Here is a 20287-nt window from a genome sequence, read left to right on the forward strand (position 1 = left end):
TTAGACTATGAAAGCGATTCTGCAAATAATTCGGGCGAGCTACCTTCGCCGTTTCTAGGATCGTCAAAACCCTTAAACCAGGCAAAGTCCGTGCGACTGAACAAAAATTTATCCTGGGGCAGTATTCGAGAAGGATTATTTTCCCAGTATCCAAAATAAAGCCGGCCCGCCGCGAATTTTTGTTCGCAGGAAAGAACGATATCGTGTTCCGACGGATAATCAGTCCAATGAACTTCCGAAATCACATCGGCTAACAGGGCCTGAAAATTCGCTTTCGAGGGGGAGTTCGGTAAGCCCAGGAAGTGCATGGTGGTGCCTTCGGGTAATCTTCCGGTCAACATTGTCTGCGAGAGCTCGTCGAAAGCCCTCTGAATTTCCCGGTGGAGCAGTTGGGGATCGCGGCCCTCGCTCAGGAACATTTCCACGGAAGAGCTGACCGGCAGGCGCGTTTCGGCCAGGGCGAGCAGTTCTTCGCGAATCAGTTTCAGGAAGCGATCCTTGTATTGCATTTTCTGCAGGCAGACCTTTACCAGCGCGGAGCATTCCCGGCGGATGCGAACCTGCAAACGCTCATCGAGAGCGTCCCAATCGTTCTCAGAGATGGATTGGATAACGGAATCGGAGGCTTCCTCGATTTCCTTCGATTTACCCGGCAGGATGTGCAATTCCAGAAATTGTCTGGTTTCAGGCGGTTTAGAGGCTTTCCGGATCTCTTCCAGCATCTCGCGAGATTGCTCTTTGCAGAAGTTGATGTCTCGGGTGAATTCCGGCAGAATCCCTTTCCAGCTTTGCAGTACGCACTGAAGGGCATACTCTCTCTGGCTTTCCAGTCGAGTATTTACATAGGTGGAAATCAGCTCGCGAAGTTCCGAACGCGGGTCGCTGCGGCGTACGCTCAACTTGGGCCCGATGTTATCCAGATTGCCGATAAAATTCAGCATGCGATCGTAGCGGCTCTCCAGCTCGGAAGCGTTTTTGTGCAGTAACTGCTTGATTTGTTCGATCGTTTCGGTGAGTTCCTGATCGATTCGCTTGAGGAATTTCAAGGAAAACCCAAATCGCTTCGAAGGCATTTCGACCAGTTGAACGACCATTTCCGACAATCGCTTCTCGGTTTCTTTGGCCAGTTCCTTGAAACATTCCGCAAAGGCACGCTTGCTGGGATGGTCGTCGCCCGAACCGGGGGAGCCCACGATTTGAACCAGAGGTTCAATCAGGTTGCAGCATTCGATTTGACTGATTTGTCCGCGTCCTTCGCCGATCGCCTTTTCCGTCTCAATCAATTTGTCGAAGATCGAGTATCCCAGTCGGACAGTCAGTTTTTCATCGAGTTGTTTGCGCAGCGAATCGTTATCGAGCCGCTTTTTCTGCAGAAATTCTTTGGTGAATTGAATCACTTCGGTGCTGTCGGAGCTGGATTCGGTTTCGATCCAGCGATTCTGCAATTGCAGCGTCAGCCGGCCGAGGGAATCCTGAAGTAATCTCTGACGGGGCCAAGTCAGCCGGACCGAGGCGACATTGCGGTAAGGATTCGGCACGTCGCGCTTGCGCAGCTCGCCTTCAAACCGGGATTTCCCGAGGTTGGTAAAACCTTCCTGAATGAGAGTTTCGGAGAGTACTTCGAGGTGTCGAGTCGTCGCACTCTTCACTCCGGTTTTTTCCACCGGATGGAGAGTGATCGAATCGAACGGCCGCTCGCTGTCGGTAAAAGGCTCTTCCTTCAGCGAATATACCGCCCGGAAAGTCTCTTTGCCGGACATGAAAGTGTCGATTTCCCTCAGTGCAATCAACGGTTTTTCGAGTTGCAAAGAGTTTTCGTTGGACCAGAGCGAACGCGGCAGGAAGAAGTGGGCCGACACGCGATTCGGGTCGTAACCGACCTTCCGCAGCTCCTGCTTCAGCATATACGCCAGATCGAGGGCAATCCCGCTACCGGTTCCCCCCATCAGCGAGCCGACGATGTAAACCCGCGGGAATGTACTTCGCAGTCCCAGGCCTTTCGCGCCGGAGATATCGCCGCCTTCGGTATCCCGCATCACCTTTTTCAGCATGCGGCCGAATTTCAACTTCACGGCTGCCTGATGATCGAGAAGACTCAGTCGGCCCAGAGCCCGGACGCCCATGGTCCCGCCATCGCGGGGAATCTTGTAAAGCAATTCGGGATCGTGCCATTGCTCGACAGGCGGAAGTAGAGTCTGCTTAAGGTAGTGGGCCGGGCGATGCAGGCTTAAATGCAGCGTTTCTTCCTTGGAAAGCTGAGTATCCGAGCGATAGGAAGAACTGGCATCGATCTCCTGAGAATCGGTGTCGAGAAGCAGATATTGAACGTTTGGCAGCTTCTCGTCCGGGAATTTCTCGCCCAGTTGCTTCTTGATCTGTCGAATCGAAGCCGCACCGTAACCCCCAATGCCGATGATCAGCATCGGGAACAGAATCCCTTTATCTCTTTTCTCGCTCAACGCCCGCAATTGACCCAGGTTCTGTGAAGAGGGGGGTAGCGAGGGAGAAGGAGGGGATAGGCTCTGCGAATCCTCCGGTTTGCGTTGTACCGGCGTTTTGAGCTTGGGAACCAGCCGCAAGGTTTGAGAACGGATCGGCTGCAAGGTCAAAGCAGAAGCGGTCGAGGGAGGTGGTTCCAGTTCGCCCGGCTTGGAGGAGTCGCGTGTTGGAGTGTCGCCGCTGGGAACCAGGGAGATTTTCGGGGCAACCTCGGGAAGCGAATTTCGCTTGGCCGACTTTAAAGCGCGTACCAGGTCCCGACAAGTGGGATAGCGATCATCCGGTGTTTTCGAGAGGGCCCTCAGAATGATGGGTCTCTCTTCTTCCGAAAGGCTACTGACGTTGGGAACGGCCGACAAATGCTGCATCATGAGATTGCGAACATTCGTTCCACTGAAAGGCCTTTCACCGGTCAATAATTCTTGATAAACAATCGCCATGCTGTACTGGTCGCAAAAGCGGCTGACCCAGCCTTCGAACGTTTCCGGAGCGGCGTACAATGGCGTGACGCCGCCGGTCATGGTCGCGCGAATTCCCTGGAGGTCCTTGGCCAAGCCGAAATCGGCCACCTTGATGTGATTATAAACCAGAAACAGGTTTTGCGGTTTAATGTCGAGATGCTGCAGTTGGTACTGCTCGTTCATCAAATCGAGAGCCTCGGCCGTTTCCTCCATGTAGGCAATGAGTTCATCCCGGGGAATCCCCCGTAACTCCTGTTTGCGGCATTCCTGATAGCGATCCCAGAGATTGCGATCGGCCAACTCCATCACGATCAGCAACTGACCTTCGACGATATCGAATCGTTCCAGAGAAAGTACGAACGGATGCCGGATGGTCTTGACGCGGTTGAGCGCTTTTAATTCCTGCTCGGCCGACTTATCCTCGGAACAGGCATTTTCTATGTCCCCATAAACGAATTTAATTGCCTTGAGAATTCCACCGGGGGCCTCGCATTTCCAAACTTCCCCGTATCCGCCTCGGCCAATTCGCTCAATGAGGCGGTATCCCGGAATAGGTTCGCCGGCATTTATGCTGGGTGAAGCCGCCATTTCTAATGATCCCTGAACGTACAGCCATCCAGGAACGCGGGCTGCGACTATCCCGGATGATTCCTAAATATAGATCACGAATTATAATCGGGACTGAACGAGCAGTAGAAATCCGCTAAAAGGGAGTTTACTCCGGAGATAATTTTGGCTTTATAAAAATGCCGGTCCCATCTCCTTCGCTCTGCCCTGGGGCGCAAATTTCATCCCAGATCAAAACGGTCAGGTTATCTGAGTGGTCATCGGGGATACTTGGTAGAACTTTGGATCCTAGATTTCTCGAGGCGACCCCGGAGAAAGAATAAGAGGTCGGATTCACACGATAGCCTTGCCACGCTATCCCTTTCACATGGACATTTTGGGAACACTTCGCTTAGGGTGATTGTCCGTAACAACATCCTCGCTCGCTGCGAAGGCCGTTTGAAAAGCATTCTGTTCAATCCGGTTTTAAACGACGCGGAAGGATGGTTTTGTTTTCCAGACTCCGAAATTCCTTTCGTTTCACCGATATAAAAAGAATGGGAGTTTCTTCGAAGTCCGAGACGATTCATGAAGCCGAAAACGATCCAACTGCTGGTCAGCGTGCAAAATGCTGAAGAAGCCGCACTGGTTATGGACTTGGGGGTCGATTGCATCGATATTAAAAATCCAAGCGTGGGTTCGTTGGGGCGACCTACTTTCGAAGTCGTGGACGAGGTGGTTAATCTCGTTGCCGATAAGGTGCCCTTAAGCGCCGCACTGGGAGAGTTCTCCGAAGAACACGATACTCTGGATGTTCGGTTACTGAAATTGCCACTGCGTTATTTGAAGTGGGGCTTGAGCAAACTCGGCTGGCCAATGCCTTTTGTCAATCACGTTCGCGAGGTGAACGGCTTTGGGCGGATGATCGGGGCCGCATACGCGGATGCTAAAATCTGCGATGCTCCCTCCTTGCCTAAAGTCGCCTGTCTGGCCAGCCGGTTGAATGCCCCGGTGTTCCTGATCGATACTTTTCAGAAGGATGGTCGATCGCTTTTCGCCCATGTATCTGTGGCGGAGATCGAACACCTTCGCGAAATGGCTTTCTGGGGAGATATGGAACTGGCCTTGGCCGGCTCCGTGAAGTGGGAAGAACTGCCCGAGATCAAACGAATTCGTCCCAATTGGCTGGCCGTGCGAGGATTAGTCTGCCAGGAGGGGGATCGCAGAAAGCCAATTGACCCGGAACGGGTAAAACGCTTGAAGCAACTTCTCAATTGATGCCTAGGACTTCTGATAGCCTGCAAGCTGCATCCAGCCTCGAAAATTCAGACACTCCAGCGATAAGGTCGTTTCCGCCGCGATTGTGGGGAAATGCCCATCGACATAGCCTTCCCGGGCTGCTTTTAGCCAGTTTCCGTCGAATGGGAAGTCCCGAGATTTCAGAAGTACCACTCGGGAAGCACCCAGTTGCCCACCAGCCCGCACGGCTATGCTATCGGTCGTGACCGACCAGGATTTGGGAAGGGCCCCGGTGTTTTTCTCATCCCATTCCAGAAAACGGTGACCATCCAGAACCAGGATTCGTTCCTGGGGAAGCGACGGCTCAAATTCTTCGAGTAAAGGTTTGCCTGGCAGGATCTGAGCCAGCATCCGAGCGGAAATTCCCAAGGCCCGCACGGCCAGCCAGTGGGAATCGACATCGTTCAGATGGTGAAGCGGCTGATATTTTCTTAAGGCTTCCACAAAATCGCCGCCGCCCGCCAGCAACAGAATTTGGCCCTCTGACTGTTGCGCTAACCAGTGTTCGATTGCAATTCCCAGAGTGGGGAGATCGAACAGGCTGCCGCCCACTTTGACAAGCAACAAACTCACCGAGATTAACTCCCTTAGTGTTTGAAGTGCACGAGCAGTTGAGTGATTGCCCAGGCGCAAGCGGCCGAGGAAAGCTCTTGATCCAAAAGTTGCGATAAAGAAACGAAATCAGTCTGGGGCAGACGCTGATTAAATTCGGAATGCCGGGCCAATTCGCGGATCAGAAATTCACCCGACCCGGAGAGGATCGTCCGTGTAAAGCCGGCTTTATGTCGAGCCAGAACTTTCTCAATTCCCTGCAGAATCCCTTCGGCCTGTAATTGGTAAAACCGCTGAGCCGTGGCAGCGATTTTTTTGTCGGAGATTGTCGATAAATCCCCACCGAGTGTATGAGCAATTCTAGACTTGGCCTCCCTCTTCGTGGCCGGTTGTCCATCGGCGGTGTTGAAGTTGTCCGGATCCTCCTCGATATGTTCCAGGACGAGATGCAGATCGAGGGTGGTGGCGAAAACTTCCCGGCAGATACCTTGGCCATCCAGCATCGGAAGCGGAGTTCGGCCTACACCGATATAGACTAATTCGTCGGATTGAAGTCGCTCAAAATCGGTTTTACCCCGGCTGGCTGGTTTACCTTTGAGGATAGGAATAATATCGGTGGTGGTGGAACCGATATCGATCAGCAAGCTGCGATCGTCGGAATAGATCAGTCCGCAATAACTGGCCAGGGCGTGCCAATTGGAGGAGGCCGTTTTCAAATAGTCGATACGGGCACTTTCGATCGTCTGAAAACCCTGGTCCACCTGCCAGATTTGCAATTCCTCTTCGGGAAATATTTTTAATACTTCATCGAGTATGCGATTAACGCCTTCCTGTTTGGTCGAATAGCAGTCGCAGGATTCGCCGGTCATGCAGATGCCGACCAGATCGTATTTGGGCATCTGCCTGGCAGCTTTTTTTAGCAGTTTGTGCAACTTTTTGGGGGACTTCCAGAGTGCGAAAGGCAAGGTGAAAGCTCTGCCTTTACTGTGGGCGATTTTTATGTTCGCCCCCCCAATATCCAGACCGAGATAGTTCATTCGGAGAGTCCCATATAATACAGAGATTCTGAGATGTCTTAGGGAATCGGGAAGACTGATGAGCCGTTATCTAGTCGGAATCGACTTGGGAACCACCAATTCCGCGCTTGCCTACATCGATCTTCAGAGTAAATCCCGTAAAGGCGTAACCATTCAGCACTTTCGGGTTCCTCAGTTGGTGGGTATCTCGCAAGTTGTCGAACGGCCTCTTCTTCCTTCCTTTCTCTACATCCCAGGGGAATTCGATCTGCCGCCGGGCGCACTCAATCTGCCTTGGACGAACGAGCAGAAATTCGCCATTGGCGAATTTGCCCGGGATCATGGCTCGAAGGTGGCAGGACGACTGATTTCCTCCGCCAAGTCCTGGCTCTGCCATCCGGGTGTCGACCGAACGGCCCCGCTACTTCCCTGGGGAGCCCCGCCGGACATCCAACGATTTTCTCCGCAGGAAGTTTCTCGCAGATATCTTCGGCATTTTGTCGATGCCTGGAATAGTACAGTTGCCAAATCGGACGTGGAGAAACTGGAAGAGCAGCAAGTCGTCATTACCGTACCGGCCTCTTTCGACGACGTCGCCCGAAACATCACACTGGAAGCCGCCAAACAGGCCGGCTTCAAAAATATCCGGCTGCTGGAAGAGCCGCAGGCCGCTTTTTACTGCTGGATGGGGATGTCTTCACCGTTGGAAATTCAACGGGTCGGCCCGGGCATGCAATGTGTAGTAGTGGATGTCGGCGGCGGCACTACCGATTTTAGTCTCATTCGGGCCGGGGAGGATACTGGAGAGCTCTCCTTCCAGAGAGAAGCCGTGGGGGACCACTTACTGCTGGGCGGCGATAACATGGACTTGGCTTTGGCTCGGGAGGTCGAGCCGACGCTCACTGGATCGAGTAAGCTGGATGCAACCCAGTTCGCCATGCTCATTCAGGCCTGCCGTAAAGCCAAGGAAACGCTTCTTTCGGAAAATCCCCCAGAGAGTGTCCCCGTCACAGTGATTGGCCGTGGCCGTTCCGTAATTGGTGGCACGTTGACTGCTCAGTTGAAGAAAGAGCAGTTGCAAAAGTCTTTACTCGATGGCTTTTTCCCTGCTGTGCCAGTTGATGCAGAACCCGTCAAATCGAATCGGCACGGCATCCAGGAAATGGGTCTGCCCTACGTTCAGGATCCGGCAGTCACCAAGCATCTGGCCAGCTTTCTGAAAAAACATCTCCCCGAAAATACTCGCCCCGAGGCCATTCTCTTCAACGGCGGCGTCTTCACGGCCGGCGTCCTGCGAGATCGACTTGTGGAAGTCATGAAGGGCTGGTACGGAGAAGAGTGGAATCCGATTCAGCTCTCTACACCTTCGCTGGATCTTGCAGTCGCTTACGGAGCCGCCTATTCCGCCTGGCTGCTGCACACCGGTGGTAAGCGTATCGGGGGCGGTATCCCGCGTTCTTACTACCTCGGGATCGAAACCGATCAATCGATTGAAGAAAATCAGGCCAAATCGGTCCTTTGCGTCATTCCCCGTCGAATGCAGGAAGGGGAGACCATCGAACTGACAGAACCGGTCCTGGAGTTGTCCCTCGGCCAGCCCGTGCTGTTCCCCTTGTACAGCTCAACTGTTCGTGGAAAGGACAAAGCTGGGCAAATTGTCAAAATCAAGCCGGACCAACTCCTTCAATTACCACCGGTGCATACTCAGTTGCGCGGCGGCAAACGCAGCGGAGTGAAACAGGTTCCGGTAACTCTGGCGGCTCGCTGCACGGAGATCGGTACGCTCGAGCTATTCTGTATCGGCAAGGAAAAGGAAAATCGCTGGCGGCTGGAGTTCAATGTTCGCGATGCCGGTTTTAACAACGAGGAAGAGGCCGAGGAGAAGACTACTGCGGAATTCTCCGAAGTCCTTCCCGAAACTGTAGTTGCAGGCGCCATGGACACCGTCACCGAGACGTTTTCGAATCCGGAAATTGATGCTCGCGAATTGACCAAGAAACTCGAAACGGTTCTGGGAGAATCCCGATCCGATTGGGCGATGCCGGTCTGTCGGCGCATCTGGGGGAAGCTGGAAGAGCTGGCCAACAGTCGATTCCTATCGCCCCAGCATGCTTCCCGCTGGTACAACTTGGCGGGCTTTTGCTTGCGGCCTGGCTTTGGCGATCCTCTGGATCGCTATCGGGTGGAATCTTTGTGGAAAATCGCGACCACGCCCTCCGCACAAGGGGCGGTTTTCGATTCCGGCGCTGATTTCTGGATTATGATGCGGCGGGTGGCCGGGGGATTACCTTCGGGACTTCAGTTGACGCTCTGGAATCGGTTGCGGCCGGTGCTGATCGCTTCCAAGGGGAAATCTCAGCCCAAACCGGCGGCGAACGAACTGGTGGAAATGTATCGAACGGCCGGTAGCCTGGAACGACTCGATACGAAGGTGAAGGATCAACTTGGTTCGAGTATTCTGGGACAGCTTTCCAAGGCCAGTTCGAGCGGGCATTTGCTGTGGGCGCTGACTCGTCTGGGAGCCCGTCAGTTGCTTTATGGTCCGATCAACTCGGTTTTGCACCCTCAGATTGTCGAAAAATGGGTCGAGCAATTGCTCCTGCTACAACCGAAGAACGATGCGGAGAAGGTGAACTGGGCCTTCTGTCTGGCTCAATGGGGCCGGCGAACGGGGCAGCGGTCGATCGATCTTTCCGAGGATACGCGAAACAACATCCTGGCGGTCTTGCGGGATATGAAGATTCCCGAGCACTGGATTCAGATGGTGGAGGAAGTGTCGGTTCTGGACTCGGCGGAAAAATCTCAACTGTTTGGGGAGTCGCTGCCGATCGGGCTGAAGCTGGCGGGGGGATAACTCCCTGGATTTCTTCTTGTCTCGAGGATTTTTACGGTTCAAATTGCCCGACCAGCTTGGCCTGTTGAAGGCTAACAAAGGAATTCAGCGGATTTGACTCTTGTGTGAACTGATTCTCGTGCAAAAGCTCAAACTGGATCTGAATTCGAACCTCGTCACTAGCTAGAGTGTCTGCAAATGAATCACTTTTTCTCCCTCGCATTTCTTTTTGTGCTACCCGCGTTTGCGTTTGAAGGACAGGATAAAACCCAAAGTGAAATAGAGGCCTTGGTTCAGAAGTTGGGTTCGAAGGCGTTTCGAGAACGGGAAAAATCGCAGCAAGAACTATTAGTGCTTAAAGAAGAATCCATTCCCCATCTCCGAAAGTTAGCCTCTCAGGCGACAGAGCCCGAAGTAAAAGGGCGGTTGAACCAGATTATTGAGACCCTTATCGGGAACTTTGCCAAGGAAACTCAGAAGTTTTCCGTGGAAGAAAAATCCCCTATTTACTCCATAGCCCTTTCGCCCGATGCGAAGTCCCTCTTTGCCGTTTATGGCAATAAATTGATACGTCGCTGGGATGTTGACAAGCAAAAGAGCACTGAGCTGAAATGCGATTTTGATCTTAGTTCGGTCCGTTGCTCACCAGACGGAAAATTTATCGCGGTAGCAGGTATCGCTAACTCAATTCTGATCTACGATTCCGCTGAACTGAAAAAGATCGGAGAAATTAAGTGCCCGAACGCTGAAGTTTTCGAAGCAGTCTGGTCGCCGAACAGTAAAAATCTGGTTTCGGTAGGCGGAGACAAATTTGCTCGACTGTGGGATTTGGAATCCGGAAAGTGCATCAAGGAACTTGAACTTGCCCGCTATACATCCTCAGTTTGCTTCTCGCCGGACGGTAAGAAAATTGCCGCCGGTTCCGCGGTGGGAGATGTCTCCATCTGGGATGCCGAAAGTGGCGGCGAACTTTTGAGAATCCAAAAACATCCCCGATTGGTGAAGTCGATGCAATTTTCACCCGACGGGAAGCAACTTGTGACCGCTTGTTTTGATGGGACTGTGAGGCTCTTTGATGCCAATTCCGGCAAGCCAATAGCGAGTTTCGAAAGCCATTTCGGGAAGTTGTTTTCTGTTCGTTTTTCGCCCTCGGGTGACAAAATTGCCTGTGCGGGAAGTGATGGCTCGATAGGCCTATGGGAAATCGAATCTCACAAACCATTGCACACTTATACTGGTCACAAAGAACAGGTAATGGAGTTGCGTTTCAAACCCGACGGGAAAACCATCCTATCCGGAAGTTTTGATGGAACTCTCCGTTTCTGGCATGTTCCGATTACCTCCGAATCGCACTGATCGGATATTTGAATTCTCTTTTCGGATAGGGTAAATCTACTACGCCGGTCGACTCGTCAAATCTCGGTACCCAGCGATGCTGAAAATTTGCCAAGTTCAGCGTGGCAATTGGCAAACTTCATTTCCCAGAGATCGACTATGTACCGGTCCTTTATGTTGCTTTGTGTTGGTTTGCTGACTGCGGATTTATCATTGGATCAGAATTGTCTCCAGGCACAGCGGCCGCAGGGATATGAAGAAACAGTTCGCAAACAGTTGGTGGAAATCAAAAAGCAGTTCGAGTCCGACAAAAAAGAGGCCGAAGTCATTGCGGAAGTTCGCGTTCTGAGCGTCGTTTGCACCGAAGCTTCGGGCCAGGATCCGATGGAGCGTCTATTCGAGCTGAACATCTGCCTGCAAGTTCTGAAAGTCGAGAAAGGGAGTATCAGGAAGAACGACCTCGTCGTGGTTTCCCGTTCCGTCACGACGATACTTCATCCCTACGCCGATACCACTTTCTACCACAAATTTCCTGTGAATCCCGGTGTGAAGGAAAATGTCGCGCTGAAGTGGGATGTCCAAGCCCGCCGGTATGGCATCGTTAGTGGTTGGGTCGCCGAACCCTTTAGTAGCGGACTGAACTTTCCCCGGGAAGTGGGCAAAGCGATCTCGGCCAAGGAGTAAGGAAATAGCTCGTATTGATGGTTGTTCACGATTCGAAGGGTTGAAGAACGCAGCGCATAAAAAAAGCCGGATTGCTTGGAGCAATCCGGCTTCTGGAACCAGACTAACTGATGGGTCCCGTCCATCCCTTCGGCAGCCTGGCTGTCTGATAAACACCCCCCTCGGCATCTATCAGACCCACAGCTTTGCGCCCCCGCCTCGCGACGAGTTTGCCCTTAACGAGGAAGGTGTGGTACCTTCACGGTGAACTTGTCGTTCACGAGGAAAACCTAGCTCAGCACTGCAGTGATGCAAACCACAAAATCACTTTTTTCCCCACTTCTTTCCTGGCCTGATTTTTTCCTACGGGACGCGAATCAGCTTAAAACCTTGGGTTTGGTTTCCAGCCAGTCCGAAGGAATCGGCCGACGAGCTTCTTCATCCCGGTAGTTCCAGAACTGGACCTGTTCTTCCGGGGGTTGCCAGGTGAAGTAAGCTGGGCGGTTGTTAATGTTCGTGGGGAAACCAATCCGGCTGTGCGTATCGTCCACCACCGAGATTCCCAATTGCTTGAGCTCTTGCATGGCGGATTTCATTTCGCTATCGCAGGTGCCGAGTTCCTCGACGATGCGATACCGGCGGCTTCGCGATTCCCAAGTCAGTTCCCGCCGGAATGCATCCAACTGGTTGAGTTCCCGTTGAAGCTTGCAGCGGCGAAGGCTGTTAGCCGACATATCCTGGGCAATTTGTTTAACCAGCGGTAACATCCGGTTAGCCGTCTGGATGTCGAATTCCGCCGTCTTCCTATTCTTGTTTGAGAACGACCCGAAGGTTCGTTGTGATGGATTTTTCATATGTGCCTCACGGGCTAGAGTAAGGGAGTTTTTTCCTCCCTATTTTGATCATACGTCGTGGTTCAAGGAAAAATGGGGGAATTTTTCGGTTTAATCCTTAGATAACGATAAGACCCCCAGAATCTCCCTCTCTTTAAGAAAATACCGACCGAATCAGGCGTCCTTCCATCGTACGAACGCTTCCATGGCATAATATTCGGGCAATCCAAACTGGTCGTACAGTTGGGCGGTCTGGGTGTTCCGCCATTCCGCTCGCTGCCAGAATTCCCGCTTGTCCGCACTGCCGGGAAACATAGCCCGATCTTTTTGAGACTGATGCCGGAATATGGCTTCTTTTTTGCGGTCCAGAACGTCCGAACTCAGCGGAACGGCCATTTCGATTTGATGCGGTTCCCACTCCTCCCAGGCGCCACGGTACAGCCAGACATCGAAGTCCTGCTTCTTCGCACGAACCCGGCGGACAGCCTCATAAATGGCCTCTGCACAGAGTCGATGCGTGCCGTGCGGGTCGGAGAGTTCCCCGGCGACATAGATCTGATAAGGTTTCAATCTTTCGAATAAGTTCACAATATCAGTTATGTCCTGCGGGTGAATAGGATTTTTTGCAATCGTGCCCGTTCTGTAGAATCGAAGGTCCATAAATTCGAGCTGTTCCGGAGGAATTCCGCAGGCCAGCGCGGCCGCCCGGGCTTCCGTCTCCCGAATCAGAGCTTTAATTTTCAGAACATCGTCCGTGTCGGGCTGGCCCGGTTTCTTGTTCTTCAGGAACTCCGTCACCCGCTTTTTGACTTCCGAGGTATTCTGCTGGTCGAGCTGGAATATGCGGTGGAAAGATTCCACGAAGTCGGTGAATCTCAAAGCATCGTGGTCGAATACCGCGATATTCCCGTTCGTCATGTAGGCGATGTGAACTTTATGCCCCTGTTCCACCAGGCGAATAATCGTTCCTCCCATGCTGATGACATCGTCATCCGGATGAGGGCTGAAAACCAAAATGGTTCGCTTCGGATCATTTCCCGCCGGGTGATTGATAATGGTCTGGAACCGATCCTGGAAGACTCGGTAGCCCAAATTCTCGGCCGGGCCATGCTCCCGTAGCAGTTCGTAGAGGTGATGTTCCCGGAAATCATTATCCGAAAGTTTCAATAATCCTTTGTGTACCTTCAAACTGAGCCAGATGACCGCCTGTCGGATTAATTCGGGTTTCCAGACCACCGGGCCGATTTCCCAGGGACGGCGATATAGCGTCAAATCGCTGGCGGCGGCGGCATCGAGAATGAAAGTCGAATCCGAATGCTCCTGCAGGAAGCTGGCCGCAATCGATTCCGAAGGTGGATTTTCGACCGCTTTCTGAACGGTTGGGGCCTTGTGCTCGCCGAAGGCCATCAGGATGACTTTGCGAGCTTCGAGAATGGTGGCCGTGCCCATTGTGATGGCCTGCTGGGGGACGTTCTCTTCCCCGAAGAAACCCGAAGCCGCATCGCGTTTGGTCACCGGATCCAAGGTGACGAGTCGCGTTCGCGCCGTTTTGGGAGAACCTGGCTCGTTGAAGCCGATGTGTCCGGTTCGGCCGATTCCCAGGATTTGGATGTCGATCCCGCCCGCTTTGCGGATTGCTTCTTCATAGCGTTCGCAGTGATCGGCCACGGCCCCCGGTTTCACGGTGCCATCGGGGATATGGACATTTTCCGGCTTGATATTGATGTGCGAGAAGAGCGTTTCCTGCATCCAGCGGTTGTAGGAGTGAGAATCGTCCTTCGGCATCGGGAAGTATTCGTCCAGATTGAAGGTTACCACCCGCGAGAAATCGAGGTTCTCTTCCTTATGCATGCGGATTAGTTCGCGGTAGAGCCCCACCGGCGTCGAACCGGTGGCCAACCCCAGAACAGTGGGAACGCCCGAAGCATTGTTTTCGCGAATCATCTTGGCCATCAGAGTGGCCACATGCCGCGCAGCATCGGTACTGGTCGGAAATATCAATGTGGGCATCCGGGTCGAAGGTGCTACCGTAGGATTCATCATCACTTTTCCTTTACAGGACAGTCTTAAGTGAATGGATATTTGTAGCAATTGACCTGAAGAGGGCGAGGGAACTGCGGCCCCGGCAAAAAACTGTGATCAAAAAATATTTCAGTGGCCTCGAACCGGGCGGTTTTTCACAGGTTATTGCATCTTTTCGCTCCGTTTTGGTGCTGCCGAATAAAATTAAGTTCAACGGCAGACTGGATCGAAGTCGCCGCTAGTTTCCAATTGCGAAGGCAAAATGCAAATACGTCTTAACGAAACCGTTCGCCAACTCTCCGAGAAAACCACGGTTGAGCAACTGCTTCAGGAACTGGGTCACGATTCGAAAAGGGTCGCTGTCGAGTTGAACCGCGAGGTCCTGCCGCGGGAAGTACACCCCAGCACTCAATTGAAGGAAAACGATCAGGTGGAAATTGTCACCTTGGTCGGGGGCGGTTCGGATCCGCTGAAAGATAAACCTCTGAAGGTGGGTAAGTTTACCTTCCAAAGCCGACTCTTCACCGGGACCGGCAAATATGCCAATTACGGCCTGATGAAGGAGAGTCTGGAGCTAAGCGGATGCGAAGTGACTACAGTAGCTGTGCGCCGCGAACGGCTGATAGACACTCAAGGCCGCAACTTGTTGGATTACCTCGATCTGTCTCGCTACACGATCCTGCCGAATACCGCGGGCTGCTTCAATGCCGAGGATGCCATCCGGCACGCCCGGCTGGCTCGCGAGTTGTTGAAGAATCTGGAAAACCCGGGAGCCGATTGGGTGAAGCTGGAATGCCTGGGTGACAAAAAAACTCTGCTGCCCGACCCGATTGATACACTCAAAGCCACAGAACAACTGGTCAAAGAAGGCTTTCAGGTTCTCGTCTACACCAGCGACGATGTGATGCTGGCAAAGAGACTGAAGGAAGCCGGGGCGGTCAGCGTAATGCCGGCCGGGAGTCCGATCGGTAGCGGGCAGGGGATTCTGAACCCCAATAGCATCCGCATTATTCTCGAGTATTTGAAAGAGAACGACCCCGATTATCCTGTGATCGTCGATGCCGGGGTAGGCACGGCCAGTGATGTCGCTTTTGCCATGGAACTGGGTTGCGATGGCGTGCTGCTCAACACTTCTATTGCCTCGGCGGAGAATCCCCTGCGAATGGCTCATGCCATGCGTTGGGCCACCGAAGCGGGACGGCAAGCGTATCTGGCCGGTCGGATTCCCCGGAAAATGTATGCGACCGCCAGCAGCCCCATGGAGGGGCGAATCTCCGCCAGCAAGTAGTGCCCAAAAGAACTCCGAACGTTTAAGCCTTAGCTTCCTGAAGCGCCCCGGGCAGGATTTTCAGAAGAGCTTCGATCTCGTCTTCGGTGTTATAAAAATGGGTGGAGAATCGAATAATTAGGCGGTCGGGGCGTTCGACAATGGGGATTTCGATGCGGTGTTTCCAGATCGCTTCCCGCAATTTCACCGGGTGAATTCCTTCCGGTAAATTAAAAGCGGTCAGTGAGCCGCAACTGCGCCGATCCGCCGGGGTCGCCGGTTTGAGAGCGACTGTCTCTCGCATTCGCCGCCGGACGTAATTCGACAATTCTTCAATTTTGCTTCTAATCGCCTGCCAGCCAATTTCGGTTTGAAATCGAATCGCTTCCGGGCACGCCAGCCACGGGCAGATATCGCGGGTACCGTTGAATTCCAAGTGCCGGATGCGCCGGGTGGATCCGAACTCATCGGGGGCATCGAGATCGGTTCGCGGATAATGGTAGCCCCAGCTGACCTCCAGTGGCTGCAGGCGATCCTCATTTCCAGAGCCTATTGCCAGAAAGCCTGCTCCGCAGGGAGCCAGCAGCCATTTATGAAGATTGGCCGCGTAGAAATCGGCTCGGATATCATCGACGTTGAGTGGAATCATGGCCGGGGCATGGGCTCCATCCACGACGGTCAGGATTCCGCGCTTGCGAGCCTCGGTACAGAGTTCCTTGGCCGGCAAAACCAACCCAGTTGGTGACAGGACGTGGCTGAAAAAGAAGACCCGGGTACGCGCGGTCATGGCCGCGCAAGCCGCATCCACGATTTCTTGAGGGTCTTCCGGCATCGTCGGCAGCGGAAAAGTTCTTAGTGTCAGGCCGAGGCGTTTGGCCGCGCGTTCCCAGCACCAGTGCATGGCGCCATACTCATGATCGGTGAGCAATATCTCGCCCGGGGACGAGATCGTCAGCCCCGAGGCGACGAAATTGATCGAAGAGGAAACGTTATTGGTGAAGACCAGCTTTTCCGGCGTCGTTCCGAGAAACTTCGCCGTTTCTCTACGCGCTTCCCAGAGCAAAGGAGGCGCTTGCCTGACGTAAAAGTGCGTCGGCTCGGCCGCCAGCATTTGGCGGAAGCGGACTGCCGCTTCATAAACCGGGATAGGTTGCGGGCCGAAGGAGCCCGTATTGAGGTTGATGATGTCGGGGTCGAGCATCATCCGCGAACGATGATATTTCCAGTCCATGAACGATATGTTACGGGCTGACGGGGTGGACTAGTATTCCTGCTTTTCAAATTCCCAGCAGGCGGATAAAAGCATCACCAGCCCAAAAGCGAGTGAGGCCAGAATCGATGCCACCGGGCGGAACAGCTTCAGATCCTGCAACTGCTTGAACTCCGGCACTTTCATGGTGAAGCCGTCGGCCTTCAAGAGATCGTAGAGCACCATGTTCAAATCGAGCGGTTTGGGCATAGTCCAGTAGCCGATATCCAGAAGCAATCGGGACAGCGGGGAAAATGCGGAGATATTCTGCGTGCAGACCACTACCCAGCCAAAGTTCATACCCCAGCTGGCGATCCAGAAAATCAAAGTGGAAAGAAGGCAGACGGTGGTGTTTCGCGACCAGACGGCCATGAGCACGCTGAAGCTGAAGAAGACGCCGAAGTGAACGATCATCATCGGAATCGCCATTAAATAAAGGCTGTCGAAGACGCCGGTCTTTAGCCCGAGAGCGATCCAGGTCCCGAGTACAAAGAAAATCGCCTGTGCGGAAACAAACAACATCACACCGATGAATTTGCCCAGCAGAATAGCCCAGCGGGGAACGGGCTTGGCCAGTAATACGGTCACGCTTCCCGGTTCCAGGAAGGACGGGATGAATCCAGCCGTCCAGATCAAGGCAAGGAAAATCCCGGCAGTGTCCGCGATGGCTCCCGCCAGCCAGATTTGCAGGAAACGCACGGCGTCCGTGCGATCGCGGCCGACCTGAACTTTGATGACTCCGAAACCGATCGATATTTCGCCCTGGGCAATATCGACGCCTTCCTTGCGGGCGAACTGCTCGCCCAGGGATGTTGCCAGCATCGCCAGGGCGGGAGCGCCGACCGCGTGACCCAAGCCCGATTGAGTACCCAGTTTCATACCCTGAGCCAGGGCTTCATCTTTGCTGATCTGTTCGCGCTGTTCTGATCGGGAGAGCGGTAGCAGATTCTCATCGCCGCGGGCGTCCACGCTTAAGCAGAACAGGATGCAGAGTATACTCGCACCCAGCAGCACCCAGAAAAGCTTGGCGGCTATGGATTGGCGGATGGTATCGCGAACCATCCATTGAATAGTGAGCAGAATCGTTGGTAGGTTCATGGATTGTTCGTTTTGTAGAGGGGGCGGAGAGCGTCTTCCAGACTTCGGGGCTGACCCGATTTCGGATCTCGTAGCAAATCGGTAATCTCGGCTTGTTTGGCAACCTGACCCGCCACCAATACTGTGACGCGATCGCATAATTGTTCGACTTCCGGAAATACGTGCGAGATCAAAAGAGTGGTCGCCCCCCGTTTTTTCTGCTCGTGAACGACATCGCGAAGCAACTGCCGACCACTCAGGTCGAGGCCTTCCGTCGGTTCGTCGAGAATCAGTAATTCAGGATCATTCAGAAGCGATTGAGCGAGGCCAAGCCGTTGGATCATTCCCTTGGAAAAACGGGAAATCGGCTCGGTGGCGCGATCGGCCAGCCCCACTTTTTTCAGCAAGGCATCGACCTTAGGATTCAATTTGCTCTGAGGAATCAGCGAGAGGCTACCGTAGTACCGGAGAAGCTCCCGCGCCGTCAGATAACGGGGGAAAAGCTGATTTTCGTGAACGTAGCCGATCTTCGCGAGAGTCGATTTATTCTTGGGTGAATCGCCCAGTCGGCTGATCTCACCTTCGGTCGGCTTGCAGAGACCGAGTAACAGTTTGACGAAGGTCGTTTTCCCGGAGCGGTTCGGACCCAGCAGTGCATGGCAGGTTCCGGACTCGATGTGGAGTGAAATTTTATCCAGCGCGGGAATTCGATAACGGTTCGGCCAACCCGATCCATATATCTTGCTCACGTTCGTAAATTCAATCGCCCGTGTCATTTGTGCCACCTTGAGAAGTTCGTTGCAAGTATATTTGAAAAAATCAGGTAATGCAAAAAATCGCCCTTTGATTCCGGACTTAGGGAACGATTTGGAACTTGCGCTTCCGAACACTATACTTGCAGTAGCGGCGGGCGGTTGGCCATGTAATCCGATTAGACTACTTCGCAAAGCAGCACACGATGCATGAATTGAAGCACGAATGCGGTGTGGCCGCCCTTTACCATTTACCCAGTCTGGAAATTTCTCCACTGGTTCCCGGCAACGACATCAAAAATACTTCTCGACTTATCCCCAGAATGTTACTCGATTTACAAAATCGCGGACAACTGGCGGCCGGGATGAGTACTCTGCATCCGAATCGCGAACAGATCCTCGATACTTACAAAGAAATTGGACTGGTTGCGGAAGCTTTTCGGTTAAATCACCCGGGGAAAGCCGAGAGTATTCTCAAGGAACATTGCGGCCACGCCGCCATAGGCCACGTCCGCTATGCGACCTGTGGACCGAACACTCGCCGCTATGCTCAACCGTTTGAACGAGAGCATGGTTGTAAGTGGAAGTGGTTCTGCTTTGCCTTCAACGGACAACTCGCGAATTTCAAGCAGCTCAAAGATGAACTGCTGGCCAATAACGATTACCACCTCACTCGGGATAACGATACCGAAGTGATCATGCACTCGATCGCTCGGGAATTAACCGGGGAAACGCCACCCGATCTGGTGAAGGTGTTCGCCAATCTCAGTAAGAAATTCGACGGCGCTTACAACATCGTCTTCCTCGATGCTCTCGGTCGCATGGTGGTGATGCGCGATCCCAAGGGTATTCGGCCGATGTGTATCGCCCAATCCGGGCCGTTGTTTGCGGCGGCGAGTGAAAGCGTAGCCCTGGCGAACCTGGGCTTCACCGAGATCCGTTCTCTGGAACCGGGCGAAATGGCCCTGGTTCAGGATGGGCTGGTCAGTTTCCACCGCTTTGCCCCCAAACAGCCAACCGCGCATTGCTTCTTCGAGTGGATTTACTTTGCCAACGTGGCCAGCACTCTGGACGATCGCAGCGTTTATTTGTCGCGTTCTGCTCTGGGTAAAGAATTGGCCCAGCAGGAACGCGAAATGAATCGCGTCCCCATCGATTCCGACACCATCGTGGTTCCCGTACCCGATACGGGGAAAGCCGCGGCAGATGCCATGGCCCACGAATTGGGGTTGCCATCGGTCGAAGGATTGATGCGAAATCGTTACGTTGGCCGGACGTTTATCGAAGGAGCCAATCGCCTCGATAAAGTTCGATTGAAGTATACGCCGTTGCGGGAAGTCCTGAATGGTAAACGAGTTCTGCTGATTGAGGACACCATCGTCCGAAGTACCACACTGAAATCGCTCCTGGGACATCTTCGGGAACGGGGCGGTGCTCGGGAAGTTCACGTTCGGGTAGCCTGTCCACCGATTGTCGCCCCCTGTTTCTACGGCATTGATATGTCCACAGTCACGGAACTCTTCGCTCCCAAGTTCATGAAGGGGAAGATGCCGACGCGCGAAGAGCAGCAGCGGATGGCCGATGAATTGGGGGCGGATAGCCTGGCCTATCTTCCATTAACTTCGCTCGCCCGCTGTATCGATCTGCCCGTGAGCAGCCTATGCCAAGCTTGCGTTACCGGTGAGTATCCGACGCCCACCGGGGAACGGCTCTATCAACTTTCGCTCAAGAACGTTGAAGGCAACGGCCGGACCTACGAAATGGGGGGCTGCGAACCGCAAAAGAAGTCGGAATTTGAGCCAACCAAAGTTCGATAAAACCGGATTTGACCATCCCTTCCCGCAAATAGGCCGTCGTGCGTTGCACTCAGGCAGACAGATACC

At 53.4% G+C, this 20287-nt stretch carries 14 protein-coding genes and 1 riboswitch; of the genes, 6 read left to right on the plus strand and 8 right to left on the minus strand.

The window, feature by feature from the left end:
- Positions 1–5: 5 nt before the first annotated feature.
- Positions 6–3548 carry a protein kinase domain-containing protein gene (locus KIH39_RS02575; RefSeq protein ID WP_213497714.1) on the minus strand — a complete coding sequence of 1181 codons (3543 nt, stop codon included), beginning with the start codon at positions 3546–3548 and terminating at the stop codon, positions 6–8.
- Positions 3549–4094: 546 nt separating this feature from the next.
- Between KIH39_RS02575 and KIH39_RS02580 the strand changes: the two genes are divergently transcribed.
- Complete coding sequence (locus tag KIH39_RS02580; protein WP_213497715.1) at positions 4095–4784, plus strand: (5-formylfuran-3-yl)methyl phosphate synthase; 690 nt, start codon at positions 4095–4097, stop codon at positions 4782–4784.
- 3 nt (positions 4785–4787) lie between these two features.
- On the opposite strand, the gene KIH39_RS02585 is transcribed toward KIH39_RS02580, so the two are convergent.
- Together KIH39_RS02585 and KIH39_RS02590 are read right to left on the minus strand one after the other, a co-directional pair.
- Positions 4788–5378, minus strand: a complete 591-nt coding sequence (locus tag KIH39_RS02585) for an amino acid kinase family protein (protein WP_213497716.1) — start codon at positions 5376–5378, stop codon at positions 4788–4790.
- A gap of 14 nt (positions 5379–5392) precedes the next feature.
- Entirely contained in the window at positions 5393–6394 is a 1002-nt protein-coding gene (locus KIH39_RS02590; RefSeq protein ID WP_213497717.1) for a hydantoinase/oxoprolinase family protein, read from the minus strand.
- A 58-nt stretch (positions 6395–6452) separates the two neighbouring features.
- On the opposite strand from KIH39_RS02590, the gene KIH39_RS02595 reads away from it, so the two are divergent.
- The 3 genes from KIH39_RS02595 (at position 6453) to KIH39_RS02605 (ending at position 11225) form a co-directional block, all read left to right on the plus strand.
- Positions 6453–9227 (plus strand): hsp70 family protein, encoded by a 2775-nt coding sequence (locus KIH39_RS02595; RefSeq protein ID WP_213497718.1) that lies wholly within the window; start codon positions 6453–6455, stop codon positions 9225–9227.
- 177 nt (positions 9228–9404) lie between these two features.
- A complete protein-coding gene (locus KIH39_RS02600; protein ID WP_213497719.1) occupies positions 9405–10562 on the plus strand; it encodes a WD40 repeat domain-containing protein in 1158 nt (385 codons plus the stop codon).
- A 138-nt stretch (positions 10563–10700) separates the two neighbouring features.
- Positions 10701–11225: a hypothetical protein gene (locus KIH39_RS02605; RefSeq protein ID WP_213497720.1), complete on the plus strand. Its 525-nt coding sequence runs from the start codon at positions 10701–10703 to the stop codon at positions 11223–11225.
- Between the two features lie 128 nt (positions 11226–11353).
- Positions 11354–11449, minus strand: a riboswitch (cyclic di-GMP riboswitch).
- Between the two features lie 132 nt (positions 11450–11581).
- Here KIH39_RS02605 and KIH39_RS02610 read toward each other — a convergent pair.
- Positions 11582–12058, minus strand: a complete 477-nt coding sequence (locus tag KIH39_RS02610) for a DUF2203 family protein (protein WP_213497721.1) — start codon at positions 12056–12058, stop codon at positions 11582–11584.
- A 153-nt stretch (positions 12059–12211) separates the two neighbouring features.
- On the minus strand, positions 12212–14080 hold the full coding sequence (gene nagB, locus KIH39_RS02615; protein ID WP_246539480.1) for a glucosamine-6-phosphate deaminase: 1869 nt from the start codon (positions 14078–14080) through the stop codon (positions 12212–12214).
- Between the two features lie 241 nt (positions 14081–14321).
- Here nagB and thiS point away from each other — a divergent pair, with 241 nt between their 5' ends.
- Positions 14322–15347, plus strand: coding sequence for a sulfur carrier protein ThiS (gene thiS / locus KIH39_RS02620; protein WP_213497722.1), 1026 nt, complete (start codon positions 14322–14324; stop codon positions 15345–15347).
- Between the two features lie 22 nt (positions 15348–15369).
- On the opposite strand, the gene KIH39_RS02625 is transcribed toward thiS, so the two are convergent.
- From KIH39_RS02625 to KIH39_RS02635, 3 genes are read right to left on the minus strand one after another with little or no spacing between them, the layout of a single operon-like run.
- A complete protein-coding gene (locus KIH39_RS02625) occupies positions 15370–16566 on the minus strand; it encodes an aminotransferase class V-fold PLP-dependent enzyme (protein WP_390623691.1) in 1197 nt (398 codons plus the stop codon).
- A gap of 21 nt (positions 16567–16587) precedes the next feature.
- Positions 16588–17673, minus strand: a complete 1086-nt coding sequence (locus KIH39_RS02630) for an ABC transporter permease (protein WP_213497724.1) — start codon at positions 17671–17673, stop codon at positions 16588–16590.
- Positions 17670–18401 (minus strand): ABC transporter ATP-binding protein, encoded by a 732-nt coding sequence (locus tag KIH39_RS02635; protein WP_246539482.1) that lies wholly within the window; start codon positions 18399–18401, stop codon positions 17670–17672. Before KIH39_RS02635 ends, KIH39_RS02630 begins: the two co-directional genes overlap by 4 nt.
- Positions 18402–18610: 209 nt before the next feature.
- On the opposite strand from KIH39_RS02635, the gene KIH39_RS02640 reads away from it, so the two are divergent.
- Complete coding sequence (locus tag KIH39_RS02640; RefSeq protein ID WP_213497726.1) at positions 18611–20221, plus strand: amidophosphoribosyltransferase; 1611 nt, start codon at positions 18611–18613, stop codon at positions 20219–20221.
- The last annotated feature ends 66 nt before the right edge of the window (positions 20222–20287 follow it).

The organism is Telmatocola sphagniphila, from assembly GCF_018398935.1.
In the GTDB taxonomy this organism is placed as follows: domain Bacteria; phylum Planctomycetota; class Planctomycetia; order Gemmatales; family Gemmataceae; genus Telmatocola; species Telmatocola sphagniphila.